This window comes from Micromonospora sp. NPDC005806, from assembly GCF_042871425.1.
In the GTDB taxonomy this organism is placed as follows: Bacteria; Actinomycetota; Actinomycetes; order Mycobacteriales; family Micromonosporaceae; genus Micromonospora.
Map to the genome: position 1 here is coordinate 375892 of NZ_JBIAIL010000002.1, position 12687 is coordinate 388578.

The window sequence follows — 12687 nt, forward strand, 5'->3', positions numbered from 1 at the left end:
AGACTATCGGCCACGGCTCTGCCGCGGCGGGTGAGGACCGGAAGACGCGCCGCCTTGACCCGCTCCCGCGGTGTCCGGCGCGCCGGCCCGGGGCTGCCCGTCGGCCGGGCTGACCGCGGCGGCGACCACCGGGACCTCCTGGGCCGGTGTCGGGTCCGGCGGCTGGGCGATCCGGTAGCCGTCCCGGCCGGCGGCCTTGGCCGCGTAGAGGGCTTCGTCGGCGACGTCGAGCACCTGCTGGCCGGTGGCGGCGTGGTCGGGGTAGACCGCGATACCGATGGAAACCGTCACCGGCACCCGGACGGGCTCCCCGGCGTGCCCGTCCACCGGCACCGGGTGGTCCCGGACCACCGCGCCGAGCCGCTCGGCGACGATCGTCGCCCCCCGGGCGTCGGTCTCCGGCAGCAGCACCACGAACTCCTCACCGCCCTGCCGGAAGGCCAGGTCCACCTCGCGGATCTCGCCGCGTACCCGGCGGGCGAACTCGACCAGGACGGCGTCCCCGGCGGTGTGCCCCCAGGTGTCGTTGACGTCCTTGAACCGGTCCAGGTCGAGGGCGAGGACGCTGAGCATCCGGCCGAACCGGTTGGCCCGTTCCACCTCCCGCCGGATCGACTCGCGCAGGTAGCGGTAGTTCCACAGCCCGGTGAGCGGATCGGTCAGGGAGAGCCGCTGCGCCTCCTCGTGCACCCGGACGTTCTCCACCGCCACCGCCGCGTGCCCGGCGAACGTCCGAAGGGTGACCAGGTCGTCGTCGTCGAACTCGGCGGCGCCGACCCGGTCGTAGAGGGCCAGCACGCCGAGCGCACCGGAGCCGGCCGGGCTGGCGTCGCCGTCGGCCGGTGGGTGCCCGGGGCGGTCGGGGCCGCGCCCGGCCAGGTCCGCCGAGCCGGGCGCGGCGAACGGCACCGCGATGTACGTCTCGCAGATCGGCTCGGCGGCCGGGGCGGCGGTCGGCTCCCACCGGCCGCGCAGCGGCTCCCCGGTGGCGGCCACCGTGCCGATCACCCCGGCCCCGACCGGCACCCGCAGCGTCGCCGGGTCGGACCCGTCGTCGCCGGGCCGGCGTCCGTCCAGCCCTTCGACGCACCGGCCGACCAGCACGCCGTCGCCGTCGAGGAGCAACACCGCGCCGGCCCGGGCACCGGTCGCGGCGATCGCGCTGTGCAGGATCACCCGCAGGATGCGTTGCAGGTCGTGGGTGCTGGCCAGGGTGTCGCCGAGCACCGCCAGGTGCCCGCGCAGCTGGTCCCGGCTGCTGGTCAGGGCGGCCACGTAGCTGCCGGTCTCCCGGGTCATCCGGTTGAACGCGCCGGCCAGCCGGCCGATCTCGTCCCGGCTGCGGACCGGCACCCGGGCGGTCAGGTCGCCGTGCGCCACCTGGTCCACCGCGCCGGCCAGCTCCACCAGCGGGCGGGTGGTCACCCGGGCCAGCCGCCAGGCGGCCACCACGGCCAGCAGGGCGGCCACCACCACGGCGCCGACCAGGGCGGCGTAGAGGCCGGGCGGGAGCTCGCCGGGCACCGACAGGACCAGCGGCAGCGGCTGGCCGGGGGCGGGGCCGACCCGGCGCACGTACCGGCCGTCGGCGGTCTCGGCGACCTGGTCCCCGTCGAGGGCGCGGCCGGCGGCCAGCACCGCCTCGCGTACCCCTCGGGTCTCTGTGGTGTGGGTGACCCGGTCGGTGCCGGCGGTGGCGTCGAGGAGGGTCACCGCGACGCCGGTCACCGCGGCGAGCCGGGCGACGAAGGCCGGGTCGACAGGCTGCGCGGCGGCGACCGTGCCCAGGTCGGCGCCGGCGGCGTCGCGAAGGTGGACCCGGGCGGCGAGCGCGCGGACCGGGCCGCCGGCCGCCGGGGCGCCGGCGCAGTCCTGCCAGGGCGTGGCCGGGCCGCCGGGGGTCGCGTAGCTGGTCCGGCCGGCGGGGTCGGTGATCAGCACGGCGGCGGCCAGGTTGCGTCCGACCACCTGGTCGGCGGCGCGGGCCCGGGCGGCCGGGTCGGTGACCAGCGCGACCGCGTCGGCCGCCGCCCGGAGCTGCTGGCAGAGAGCATCCACGGAGGTACGCACCCCGGTGGCGGCCAGCCCCAGCCGTTCGGTGGAGCGGCCGCGGTCGAGCGCCGCCAAGGTGGAGCCGACGAAGAAGGCGCCGAGCAGGACGGGGCCGAGCACCACCGCGAGAAAGGCTGCCGTCAACCGCCCGCGTAGCGTCAAGCTTCCCCCCGGAAGTTCCGCGCCCCTTGTTGCGATGCTGACACAGAGCGACGGTGAGGCAAGCGTTGCGTCAGGAGTGTTGCGTGCCGGAATTTTCTGATGAAGCGCATGTCGCGCATGAGGCGAAGCGCGACATGCGCGTCGGGCTGCTCGCCCGCCGCCGGTCGCTCACCGCTCCGGCCCGGGCCGAGGCGGCGGCGCGCGTCCAGACCGAGCTGCTTTCCCTGGTTCGCCGGCTGAGCCCGGCCCGGATGACCGCGTACGTGCCGGTCGCGTCCGAGCCCGGCGGGAGCGACCTGCCGGCGGTGCTGCGGGCGGCGCTCCCGCCAGAGGCGGAGCTGCTGCTCCCGGTGCTCCGGGACGACCTGGACCTGGACTGGGCCGCCTTCACTGACGCCGCATCGCTGCGGGCGGCCGGGCGGGGCCTGCGGGAGCCCACGGGCGCCCTGTTGGGGCCGGCCGCGGTGGCCACCGCCGGGCTGGTGATCGTGCCGGCGCTGGCGGTGGACCGCCGGGGGCTCCGGCTGGGCCGGGGCGGTGGCTCGTACGACCGGGCGCTGGCCCGGGTGCCGGCGGCGACCCTGACCGTGGCGCTGTTGCACGACGGGGAGTTCGTCGACGCGGTACCCGGGGAGGAGCACGACCGGCCGGTCCGCGCCGTGCTCACCCCCGGCGGCGGGCTGATCGAGGTGCCGGGTGTGGGGCAGGGCTCTTCTGCTGGACGAACCCGGGTCCGATGACGCACCATTGGCACTCGGATGAGTCGAGTGCCAACAGGCCGTGCCAGATCCGGAGGAGAACGTGCCCACGTACCAGTACGCCTGCACCGCGTGCGGCCACCAGCTCGAGGCGGTGCAGTCCTTCTCTGACGAGCCGCTGACCGAGTGCCCGGCGTGTGAAGGGCGGCTGCGCAAGCTCTTCAACTCGGTGGGCATCGTGTTCAAGGGTTCCGGCTTCTACCGCACGGACTCCCGTTCGTCCGGTTCCGATACCGCCACCAGCAGCGCGGCGAAGCCGGCGAAGTCCGAGTCGTCGTCGAACGGCTCGTCGAGCTCGACGACCAACGGTTCGTCCGCCTCGACCTCGAGCGGCGGCTCGTCCACCAAGACCCCCGCGGCCAGCACCTCCTCCTGACCCGAGGGGGGCGCCAAGGTCCGCACACTTTCCCGGAAAGAGTGGCCATTCCCGCGTGGAAGGCCACTTTTTCCGTGAAAGAGGTCGCTTGTCCCGTGGAGTAGCGCGGGCGGACCTGAGGGTGGGGGTTTTCCACAGGTCGGTGGGTTATCCACAGGCTGTGGGTGGGGGGCCGTGTGGCCGCTCTGGGCGCTTCTAGCCTGCTGGCGTCGGACGGGGTGCCGGGTAGGCGGGAGGGGCGCGGGTGACGGGCGAGGAATCACTGCGGCCGGTGCACTGGCGGGGCCTGCCCCGGGGCGGCACCCTGCTCCGGGTGGCGCTGGTCGCGATGCTGCTCGGCCTGGCCGCCGCCGTCCTCACCACACCCGCCGGTTGTCCGCCGCCCGGGTCCGCACCGGCCGGCCCTTCTTCGCCGAGCGCCGGCTCGGGCGGGAGCCCGGCCCCGGACCCGGGGCGCTCCGGAGGCGCGCTGCCGCTGCCCAGCGGGTCGGTCGGCGTACCGGTCCGGCTGGCCGAGCCGGCCGCGCTCGCGGTGCTCCGCCCGGGCGCCCGGGTTGATCTCCTCGTCGTACCGGCTGGCGGGGCGGCGGGCGAGGCGAGTCTGCTCGCCCCACGGGCACTGGTGCTCGACGTGGTGGGGGCCGGGGCGGTCGACGGCTCCTCCGCCCTCTACCTGGCGCTCCGGCCCGACCAGGCGCAGCGCGCCGTCGGCGTACCGGAGGGCAGCCGCTTCGCCGTGGTGGTACGCGGCTGACCCCTCAGGGTCAGTCCTGTCCGGGCGGGTCAGTCCCAGTGCGGGGGACGCTCGGCCAGCAGCCAGTCGTCGTTGCCACCGGGCCGCTCGCCCCAGCCACGGTCGGTGTCGTCGCTGGTCTGCTCGGGCAGCACCATGAAGTCGTCGCTGAGGTCGACCACGCGGTCGTCGTCGCCACGCATGCCGGGATCGCTCACGATCGGCAAGGATACCGTCGGAACGGCGGCACCTCGACGATCCTGCGCGGCCATCCGGCTGGCACACTCGTCGCGTCCGGCGGGCCGACCGACCGAGGCGTTGGTAGCGTCGGACGGCGTGACGACGCCGAGCGGTGGCAGCCCCGAGGACGAGTTCTGGCGACGCCCGACACCGGACGAGACGGCCGGCCGGACCGCGGCCGAAGCATCCGGCACGGGCCGACCCGGCGATCCGGCCACCGGCCGGGCCGCGGACGCCACGAGTGCCGGGGGTGCGGAGCGGAGCGTCGGACGCAGCGCCGAGCCGGCCGACGGTCCCGGGACGGGCGCCGGTCAGCCGGCCAACCCGACCGCCGGTGATCCCGACAGCCCCTGGGCCCGCCCGTCCGAGAGCCCGGGCACCCCCGGAACGGACGGCGCCGACGCATCGGGGGCCGGCCCGGCCCCGACTTCAGACCCCTGGCCCGGCGTGGGCCAGCCGCACCAGCCATGGACGGGCCACGGCCAGCCGTGGCCCGCTGTGGCTCGGGCCGACAACCCGTGGGCGCGGCCCGGGCCGGGGGTCGACCCGGCCGGCGGCGGGCAGCCCGGGCCGGTCACCGGCGGCTGGCCGGCGAACGGCCAAGCGGCCGGCGGCTACGCCGGTCCACCGCCCACCACCCCGCCACCGCCCGGCTGGCGGCCGCCCCTGTACGTGCAGCCCGCACCGCCGAGGCGGCTGCCCGACCAGGACATGGCGGCCATGGACCGGGCGGAGCAGCAGGCGCAGCGGCTCACCTACGGCTTCGGCGCGGTCGCCGCGGTCGTGGTGGTGATCCTCACCTGCCTGCTCTGCTCACGGGTGATCTTCTGAGCCGGCGGGCGACTCAGACGATGTTGCTCCAGACCATCTGGGCGCCACTGTCGCCGGTCCGGTAGACGTAGACCAGGGCGAACACGGACAGCACGACCACGACGCCGGTCACCAGCCAGCTCAGCCAGGAGGGCAGCCGGGTCACCCGGGGGTTCTTGCTGGTCAGCGCCACCAGCAGCAGGGCCGCCACCGCGAGTGCCACGGTGAGCCACAGCAGCACGTCGCCGTAGTCGGAATGCTCCTTGATCTTCGCGAGGCCCTCGGCGGGATAGCCCCGGCCCCGCAGCACCTCCTGCAACGCCTTGCCCGACTGGGAGGCCACGTAGGCCACGACCGGGGTCACCACGGCGAGGACCAGCACCGCCCAGTCGAGGCGCCGCCGTGACACCGGCACCAGCCCGTAGACGGAGGCCAGCAGCGCCAGCAGCGGAACGAGCACCACAACGGCGTGGACGACCAGGACATGGACCGGCAGCCCGTTGATTTCCTTGAACACCGACACCTCCGGCAATGGATGCGGCTTCCGAAAGCAGTCAGCGTACGTCGATATGATCGACATTCGCGCCGACGACCGGTGACACGCACAACCCGTCCGTCCGGTTCAGTCCGCCGGGCCGGCTTGGTCTGTGGCCGCGGCCACCCGGCACCGGACTTCGCTTGTCGGTCGATGGGCCGCGTGCTGTCATTGCTGCATGTCCACTGGTGAGGAGCTGCTCCGGTCGAAGGGCCTGCGGGTCACCCGACCGCGCGTCGCCGTGCTGGACGTGCTCGCCGCCGGCGGCCACCTGGAGGTGGACGAGATCACCCGCCAGGTCCGGGAGCGGCTCGACTCGGTCTCCACCCAGGCCGTCTACGACGTGCTCGGCGCGCTGTCCCGGGCCGGGCTGTCCCGCCGCATCGAGCCGGCCGGCTCCCCCGCCCGCTACGAGGCCCGCGTCGGCGACAACCACCACCACGTGGTGTGTCGGGGCTGCGGCGAGATCGCCGACGTCGACTGCGCGACCGGCAGCGCCCCCTGCCTCGACCCGGACACCGCCCACGGGTTCGAGGTGGACGAGGCGGAGGTGACCTTCTGGGGCCTCTGCCCCACCTGCCAGACCCGCCGCTCCGCCGACGACTGACCCCGCACGGGCGGTCCGACGCGTGGCACCCTTGGGCGGTGGACTCCGATGACCTCGGCCTGTTCGGTCCCGGATCGGTCACGTGGAAGGTGCACCAGGAGCCGATCCTGATTGTCGCCGGCCTGCGCTCGCTCTACCTTCAGGCGCTGCACCCCAGGGCGATGGCCGGGGTCGCCCAGAACAGCAACTACCGCACCGACGCGTGGGGCCGGCTGATCCGCACCGCCACCTACGTGGCGACGACGGTCTACGGCACCACGGCCGAGGCGGAGACGGCCGGCCGCCGGCTGCGTACGCTGCACGCCCGGATGCGAGCCCGGGACCCGCTCACCGGCGAGGAGTTCCGGGTCGACGACCCCGAGCTGCTGCGCTGGGTGCACGTCGCCGAGATCGAGTCGTTCGTCAGCACCGCCCGGCGGGCCGGATTGTCCCTGACCGACACCGAGGTGGACGGCTACTACACCGAGCAGCGCCGGGCGGCGGCCCTGGTCGGGCTGGACCCGGCCGACGTGCCGGGCACCGCCGCCGAGGTGGCCGACTACTACCGGCAGATCCGGGGCGACCTGCGGATGACGAAGGAGGCGGCGGAGACCGCGCTGTTCCTGACCGCCCCGCCGATCCCGTGGAAGCTCAGCCTGCCGGTGAAGCTCGGCCTGCACCTGGGGCCGCCGCGCTGGGCGTACCTGGGCATCGCCGGCACCGCGCTGGGGCTGCTGCCGGCATGGGCCCGCCGGCTGTACGGCGGCCTCGGCCTGCCCACCACCGCGCTCTCGGCGGACCTGAGCGTCCGCGCGCTGCGCCTCGCCCTCGCCGCGCTGCCCCGGCGCTACCGGGAGGGCCCGTTGCAGCAGGCCGCGAAGGAACGCGCCGCCCGCCGCGCCGCCACCCGACCCGACCACCCGCAGCCGCGGGCCGGTCAGTCCTCGTCAGAGGCCGGGTCGGCGGGCCGCTCCACGGCCGCCCACGGGTCCTTGCCCGGGGTCTGTGCGCCGGCCGGGCAGGTCCGCCGGTAGTCGCACCAGCCGCAGCGCGGCCCGGGGGTGACCGGGAACGCCTCGTCGGGGTCGGTGCCGCCGGCGACCGCCCGCTCGGCGGCCATGATGTCCCGAGCGGTCTCCTCGGCCCGGCTGAGCTGCCGCTGCAGCGATTCCGGGCTGTGCTCGTGCGCCGCGACCGTGCCGGTCGGCAGGTGGTGCAGCTCGACCCGGCGGCAGGGCCGGCGGAACACCCGCTCGGCCGCGTACGCGTAGAGGGCCAGGGCCTGCGAGCCCCGGGCGTCGTCGGCGTCCAGGCCGGTGCGACCGGTCTTGTAGTCGACGATCGCCAGCTCGGGCCGCCCGTCCGGACCCGGGCGCGAGTCGATCCGGTCGGCGCGGCCGTTGAAGGCGAGCACCGCGGTCTTGACCGCGACCACCCGTTCCACCCCGACCGGTTCGTCGGCCGGGTCGAGCCCGGCGACGTATGACTCCAGCCAGGCCAGGGACCGGCGGAAAGCGTCCCGCTCCTGCTCGTCGTCGCGGTAGCCCTCGCGGACCCAGGTGCCCTTGAGCAGGGTGCCGAGCACCTCGGGGCGGCGGCGCTCCGGGGCGAGCGCATACCAGTTCTTCAGAGCGGTGTGGACGCTGGCGCCCAGCGAGTTGTGCGCCCACGGCGGCCCCTTGGGCGGCGCGGGCCGGTCCACGTATGAATAGCGGTAGCGCCGGGGGCAGTCCGCGTAAGCGCCGAGCTTGCTGGGGGTGCAGACGAAGAGCCGCTCCGGCATGCCCTCGAAGCCGAGCTGCTCGGCCTGCTCGGTGCGGGGCCGGGGCGGCCGGCCGCCGGTGGGTCGTCCGGTCGGGGAGGGTCGTCGCACGCCTGAGATCCTGCCACCTCGGTACGACAGCGCGCGCCCGGCGGGCGGCGGCGAAGCGACCGTCAGCGCATGGTGATGTACTGCGTCACGAACGCGGCCACCGCGTCGGCGATCAGCTGCACCGCGATCGCGGCCAGCAGCAGACCGGCGATCCGGGTCAGCACCTCGATACCGCCCGGCCGGAGGATCTTGACGATCCCGCCGGAGAAGCGCAGCACCACCCACACCGCGACCATCACCGCGACGATCGCGGCGGCGATGGCGAGGTAGTCGGTGAACGCGGCGGCCTGCTGCACGAAGAGCATGGTGGCGACGATGGCGCCCGGGCCGGCGAGCAGCGGGGTGCCCAGCGGCACCAGGGCGATGTTGGAGGTGGCCTGCTGGTTCGGGTCGTCGGACTTGCCGGTCAACAGTTCCAGGGCGACGAGGATCAGCAGCAGCCCTCCGGCGGCCTGCAACGCGGGCAGGTCGACGTGCAGGTACGCCAGGATGGTCTGGCCGGCCACGGCGAACACGACGATGACCCCGAGCGCCAGCGCGACGGCCTGCCAGGCGGCCCGGTTCCGGTCACGCGCCGGCAGCGGCCCGGTGAGCGCGAGGAAGATGGGCATCATGCCGGGCGGGTCGGTGATCACCAGCAGGGTCACGAAGACCTCGCCGAAGAGCTTCAGATCCACCCGGACACGGTAGCCGCGCCGCCCGAAGGCTTCATCCTGAAGCGACCGGGGTCACCCCGGTGGCGGCGGCGACGATCCGCTCGTACGCCTCGGGGTCGGTGGTGTGCGCACCGAGCTGGACGGTCTTGTGCGTCCCGTGGAAGTCCGACGAGCCGGTGACGAGCAGCTCCAGCTCGGCGGCGAGCCCGCGGACGTGGGCCCGCTCGACGGGGCTGTGGTCGTCGTGGTCGGCCTCCAGGCCGGCCAGCCCGGCCGCCGCCAGCTCCACGATCAGCTCGTCCGGCACGATCCGCCCGCGCCGGCTGGCCTTCGGATGGGCGAAGACCGGCACCCCGCCGGCCGCCCGCACCAGCGCCACCGCCCGGAACACGTCGATGTCCTCCTTGGGCAGCCGGTACCGCTCCCCCAGCCACTCCGGCCCGAACGCCTCGGTGGTGGTGGCCACCAGCCCGGCCCGGATCAGCGCCTGGGCGATGTGCGGCCGGCCCACCGTTCCGCCGGCCGCGCCGGTCAGGATCTCCGGCCAGCTCACCTCGACGCCGTCGGCCCGGAGCAGTTCGACGATCCGCTCGCCGCGTACCTCCCGGGCCAGCCGGACCCGGGCCAGCTCGGCGACCAGCTCCGGCTCCGTCGGGTCGAACAGGTACGCGAGCAGGTGCAGCGGGATCGCCGGCTCGACGCCGTACCAGCGGCAGGAGATCTCCGCGCCGCGGACCAGGGTGAGCCCGGGCGGCAGCGCGCGGACGGCGGCGTCCCAGCCGGCGGTGGTGTCGTGGTCGGTGATCGCCACGACGTCGAGACCGGCGTCGGCGGCGGCCCGGACCAGCGCGGCGGGGCTGAGCGTGCCGTCGCTGGCGGTGGAGTGGGCGTGCAGGTCGATCCGGGCGGGGGCGCTCACCCCGCCGACGCTACCGCCCGACCCCGGCCCCCGCTGACGCGCCAGGTCAGGGCCGGGTGTCGGCGACGACGACCGGGCGCTCGTCCGGTGTGACCCCGTTGACCGATGACGCGGTGGGTCGCTCACCGGCCACCACCCGGTCCGGGCGTATTCGGACCAGTCCGCCGGTGGCGTCGACGTGCATGGCCACGCCGGCGGCGGTCCACACGACGCCGTCGACCAGTGCCGGTCCGGCCGGGTGGGCCGACACGGTGGCCCCGAGCGTGCGCAGGTCGACCAGGAGGGCACCCTTCCGGGCCCCGTTGACCAGCAGCCAGCGCCGGTCCCGGGAGACCCCGCCGAGGCCGTCGATGGCCAGGTCCGGTCCGCAGCCGGTGCGGACCGGGGCGAGGTTGCGGGCCGGGTCGAGCAGCGCCAGGCAGGGCCGTCGGGGCGTACCGGCCGAGACCAGGCCGACCACGTGGCCGTCGGGGAGCGCGTCGTAGACGCTCAGCACATCACGAGCCACGCTGCCCGGTTGCCCACCGGCGGCCCGCCGCCAGACGGTGAAGCCGCCCGCGCCGGGCTGGCGGATCAGCACGGCGTCGCCGGCGAAGCCGACCGGCACGGCCCCCGCGGGCGCCGTGGTCTGGGTGGTCGCGATGAGCTGGCCGCCGACCAGGCCGGCGGCGAGCAGGTACGGGCCGTCGCGCCAGGCGACCTGCCGTCCGTCCAAGGCGACCGCGACCGCGTCCGCCCCGGCGAGCAGCACCTGCGGGGGGCTGCCGTTGGGCGGGAGCCACCAGAGGGTACGGCCCGCCGGGGTGGTCGCCGAGGTGATCAGCCAGCCCCCGTAGTCGGGGACCCGCTGCGCCCGCTCGACCGGGCCTACGTTGGTCAGCTCCCGCTGCTCGCCGCCGCTGGTCTCCAGCCGGGAACCGATGATCAGGTCCAGCTCGGCACGGACCGGACCCCTGGTCGGAGACGGGCTGGCGGCGGCGGTGGGCAGCGGCGAGGGCGTGAGTCCCCGCGGGTCGCCGAGCACCACGGTGGGTGTGCCCTGCTGGCCGGCCGGCCCGCCGAGCTGGGCCACGCCGGTGGTGACCAGCACGGTGGCCGCCCCGGCCAGGGCGAGGCCGGTCAGCGTGCGGCGGCGGCCGGTCCGCCGGGCCCGCCGGATGGCGACGGCGGCCGGGTCGGCGGCGAGCGGCCGCGGCGTGGCGACGCGACCCGCGAAGGTGTCACGCAGTACCCGCTTCAGCTCGTCCTCGGTCACGCCGAATGGACGCTCCGGACCGCCGGTCTGGTTGTCGCAGGGGTTCGGCGTACGGCTCATCGGGTCTCCACCGGCACGGCGCTGACGGGCCGGGCGGCCGGCGGGCGCGCGGCGGGCGGCGGTGCGGGCTGCGGCACAGGTCGCGGCGCCGCCGCGGTACGCGGTGCGGGCTGCGGCAGGGGTCGCGGCGCCGCCGGGGTACGCGGTGCGGGCCGGGCCGGCGCCGGCGTCTCCTGCGCGGCGGGCAGGCCGAGGGCGGTCTCGGAGCCCAGCCGGCGGCGCAGCGTGTTCAGCGCCCGGGAGGTCTGGCTCTTCACGGTGCCCGGGGAGATCTCCAGCAGGGCGGCGGTCTGCGCCTCGGACATGTCCTCGTAGAACCGGAGCACCAGCACGGACCGCTGCCGGGCCGGCAGCGCCTGGAGGTGTCGCCAGAGCAGATCCCGGTCGAGCTGCTGCTCGATCTCGTCGATGCCGGCCCGCTCGGGCAGCACGTCGGTCGGGCGCTCACCGTGCCACCGTCGGCGCCACCAGCTCGTCGAGGTGTTGACCAGGACCCGGCGGGCGTAGGGCTCGATCGCCTCGATCCCGCCGAGCCGCTTCCAGGCCAGGTACGTCTTGGTCAGCGCGGTCTGCAGCAGGTCCTCGGCGGTCGCCCAGTCCCCGGCCAGCAGGTACGCGGTGCGCAGCAGCGCACCGGAGCGGGCCGCGACAAACTCGCGGAACTCCTCCTCCAGCGGGTCCCTGCTCGCCACCGATCACCTCCGCACCCTGTCCTGCATGGCAGGCTCCCATGCCGGGGCGGGCCCGGTCGACGGCGAATGGTGCGCAATATATCCGATGTTCGGACGAAAAGTTTCACGCCCCGTCGTCGGCCTTGGCCTCGTCCTGCTCCTTACCGATCCGCGCCTCGACCGCCTGCGGCTCGTACATCTCTTCCACGACACGCAGGTAGAGCTCGTTCGGGTTGGGCAGACTCTTGATCTCGCGGAGCGCCTGCTCCTGGCCGGCGGACTCCAGCACGAAGGTGCCGTAGTTGAGTGCCCGGCCGGTCGGCGTCTGCTCGTACTTCATGTCGGTGACCCGGACCAGCGGCATCATGGCGACCCGGCGGGTGATGACGCCGTCCACCACCATCACCCGCTTGTTGGTGAGGATGAAGCGGTTGTACCACCATTCGGCGATCTGCCAGGCAACCCAGCCGATGACCAGGAACCAGAGGAGCACGGCGACGGTGGTCAGCGCGCCGGTCTGGCGCCCGGCGAGGAAGCCGGAGAGGTAGCCGAGGACGAAGGTCGCCAGGATGCCGATGACCAGCGGTTTGGCGATGTAGATCCAGTGCCGTTTCCACTCGCCCCGGAACCGTTCGGTGGGAAACAGGTAGCGCGCGGCCAGCGGGCTCGGCTCGTCCTCCAAGGGCAGGACCCGACGCGGAGCCATGCCGGAGGCGTCGGCGCGCAGCCCGGCCAGCTCGTCCTCGGAGATCTGGGGCGGCTGGTAGCCGCCCTCCGGGTCGCGGATCCAGGCCCGACCGGAGCGGCCCTCGCCGGCGTAGCCCGGCCCGTCACCGAAGGAGGCGCCCTCCGAAAGGGAGGGACCGTCGCCGTAGCCGGCGCCGGCGGCGAAGCCGGGACCGTCGTCAGGGTCGATGCGGGGGATCGGCTCGGTGTCGCGCTCCCGGCGCTCCCGGTCCGGGTCGTCCGGGTCGAAGGGTGGTCCGGAGGGGCTTCCCATC

At 75.1% G+C, this 12687-nt stretch carries 15 protein-coding genes; 6 read left to right on the forward strand and 9 right to left on the reverse strand.

The window, feature by feature from the left end:
- Positions 1-3 precede the first annotated feature (3 nt).
- Positions 4-2214, reverse strand: a complete 2211-nt coding sequence (locus tag ACFYOS_RS04320) for a diguanylate cyclase (protein WP_387135960.1) — start codon at positions 2212-2214, stop codon at positions 4-6.
- Positions 2215-2297: 83 nt separating this feature from the next.
- On the opposite strand from ACFYOS_RS04320, the gene ACFYOS_RS04325 reads away from it, so the two are divergent.
- From ACFYOS_RS04325 to ACFYOS_RS04335, 3 genes are all read left to right on the forward strand, one after another.
- Positions 2298-2954 (forward strand): 5-formyltetrahydrofolate cyclo-ligase, encoded by a 657-nt coding sequence (locus ACFYOS_RS04325; RefSeq protein WP_387135961.1) that lies wholly within the window; start codon positions 2298-2300, stop codon positions 2952-2954.
- Between the two features lie 61 nt (positions 2955-3015).
- Positions 3016-3348: an FmdB family zinc ribbon protein gene (locus ACFYOS_RS04330; RefSeq protein WP_387135962.1), complete on the forward strand. Its 333-nt coding sequence runs from the start codon at positions 3016-3018 to the stop codon at positions 3346-3348.
- Positions 3349-3592: 244 nt separating this feature from the next.
- Complete coding sequence (locus ACFYOS_RS04335) at positions 3593-4102, forward strand: flagellar biosynthesis protein FlgA (protein WP_387135963.1); 510 nt, start codon at positions 3593-3595, stop codon at positions 4100-4102.
- A gap of 29 nt (positions 4103-4131) precedes the next feature.
- Here the strand turns inward: ACFYOS_RS04335 and ACFYOS_RS04340 are convergent, their stop codons facing one another.
- Positions 4132-4299, reverse strand: coding sequence for a hypothetical protein (locus ACFYOS_RS04340; protein WP_387136058.1), 168 nt, complete (start codon positions 4297-4299; stop codon positions 4132-4134).
- Positions 4300-4417: 118 nt separating this feature from the next.
- Between ACFYOS_RS04340 and ACFYOS_RS04345 the strand changes: the two genes are divergently transcribed.
- Positions 4418-5152 carry a hypothetical protein gene (locus tag ACFYOS_RS04345; protein WP_387135964.1) on the forward strand — a complete coding sequence of 245 codons (735 nt, stop codon included), beginning with the start codon at positions 4418-4420 and terminating at the stop codon, positions 5150-5152.
- A 13-nt stretch (positions 5153-5165) separates the two neighbouring features.
- On the opposite strand, the gene ACFYOS_RS04350 is transcribed toward ACFYOS_RS04345, so the two are convergent.
- Complete coding sequence (locus tag ACFYOS_RS04350; RefSeq protein WP_387135965.1) at positions 5166-5648, reverse strand: DUF2231 domain-containing protein; 483 nt, start codon at positions 5646-5648, stop codon at positions 5166-5168.
- 196 nt (positions 5649-5844) lie between these two features.
- On the opposite strand from ACFYOS_RS04350, the gene ACFYOS_RS04355 reads away from it, so the two are divergent.
- Both ACFYOS_RS04355 and ACFYOS_RS04360 read left to right on the forward strand, forming a co-directional pair.
- On the forward strand, positions 5845-6273 hold the full coding sequence (locus tag ACFYOS_RS04355; protein ID WP_387135966.1) for a Fur family transcriptional regulator: 429 nt from the start codon (positions 5845-5847) through the stop codon (positions 6271-6273).
- Between the two features lie 38 nt (positions 6274-6311).
- On the forward strand, positions 6312-7286 hold the full coding sequence (locus ACFYOS_RS04360) for an oxygenase MpaB family protein (RefSeq protein WP_387135967.1): 975 nt from the start codon (positions 6312-6314) through the stop codon (positions 7284-7286).
- Here ACFYOS_RS04360 and ACFYOS_RS04365 read toward each other — a convergent pair.
- The 6 genes from ACFYOS_RS04365 to ACFYOS_RS04390 all read right to left on the reverse strand — a co-directional run bounded on the left by ACFYOS_RS04365 (position 7190) and on the right by ACFYOS_RS04390 (position 12686).
- Complete coding sequence (locus tag ACFYOS_RS04365) at positions 7190-8035, reverse strand: RecB family exonuclease (RefSeq protein WP_387136054.1); 846 nt, start codon at positions 8033-8035, stop codon at positions 7190-7192. The two genes, ACFYOS_RS04360 and ACFYOS_RS04365, sit on opposite strands and share 97 nt — an antisense overlap.
- Before the next feature lie 152 nt (positions 8036-8187).
- A complete protein-coding gene (locus ACFYOS_RS04370; RefSeq protein ID WP_387135968.1) occupies positions 8188-8802 on the reverse strand; it encodes a MarC family protein in 615 nt (204 codons plus the stop codon).
- Positions 8803-8833: 31 nt separating this feature from the next.
- Positions 8834-9700 carry a PHP domain-containing protein gene (locus tag ACFYOS_RS04375; protein WP_387135969.1) on the reverse strand — a complete coding sequence of 289 codons (867 nt, stop codon included), beginning with the start codon at positions 9698-9700 and terminating at the stop codon, positions 8834-8836.
- A gap of 46 nt (positions 9701-9746) precedes the next feature.
- Positions 9747-11015, reverse strand: a complete 1269-nt coding sequence (locus ACFYOS_RS04380; protein WP_387135970.1) for a hypothetical protein — start codon at positions 11013-11015, stop codon at positions 9747-9749.
- Positions 11012-11707 (reverse strand): SigE family RNA polymerase sigma factor, encoded by a 696-nt coding sequence (locus tag ACFYOS_RS04385; RefSeq protein ID WP_387135971.1) that lies wholly within the window; start codon positions 11705-11707, stop codon positions 11012-11014. The genes ACFYOS_RS04380 and ACFYOS_RS04385 overlap by 4 nt, the downstream gene beginning before the upstream one ends.
- Before the next feature lie 103 nt (positions 11708-11810).
- Complete coding sequence (locus tag ACFYOS_RS04390; RefSeq protein ID WP_387135972.1) at positions 11811-12686, reverse strand: PH domain-containing protein; 876 nt, start codon at positions 12684-12686, stop codon at positions 11811-11813.
- Position 12687: the final 1 nt, after the last annotated feature.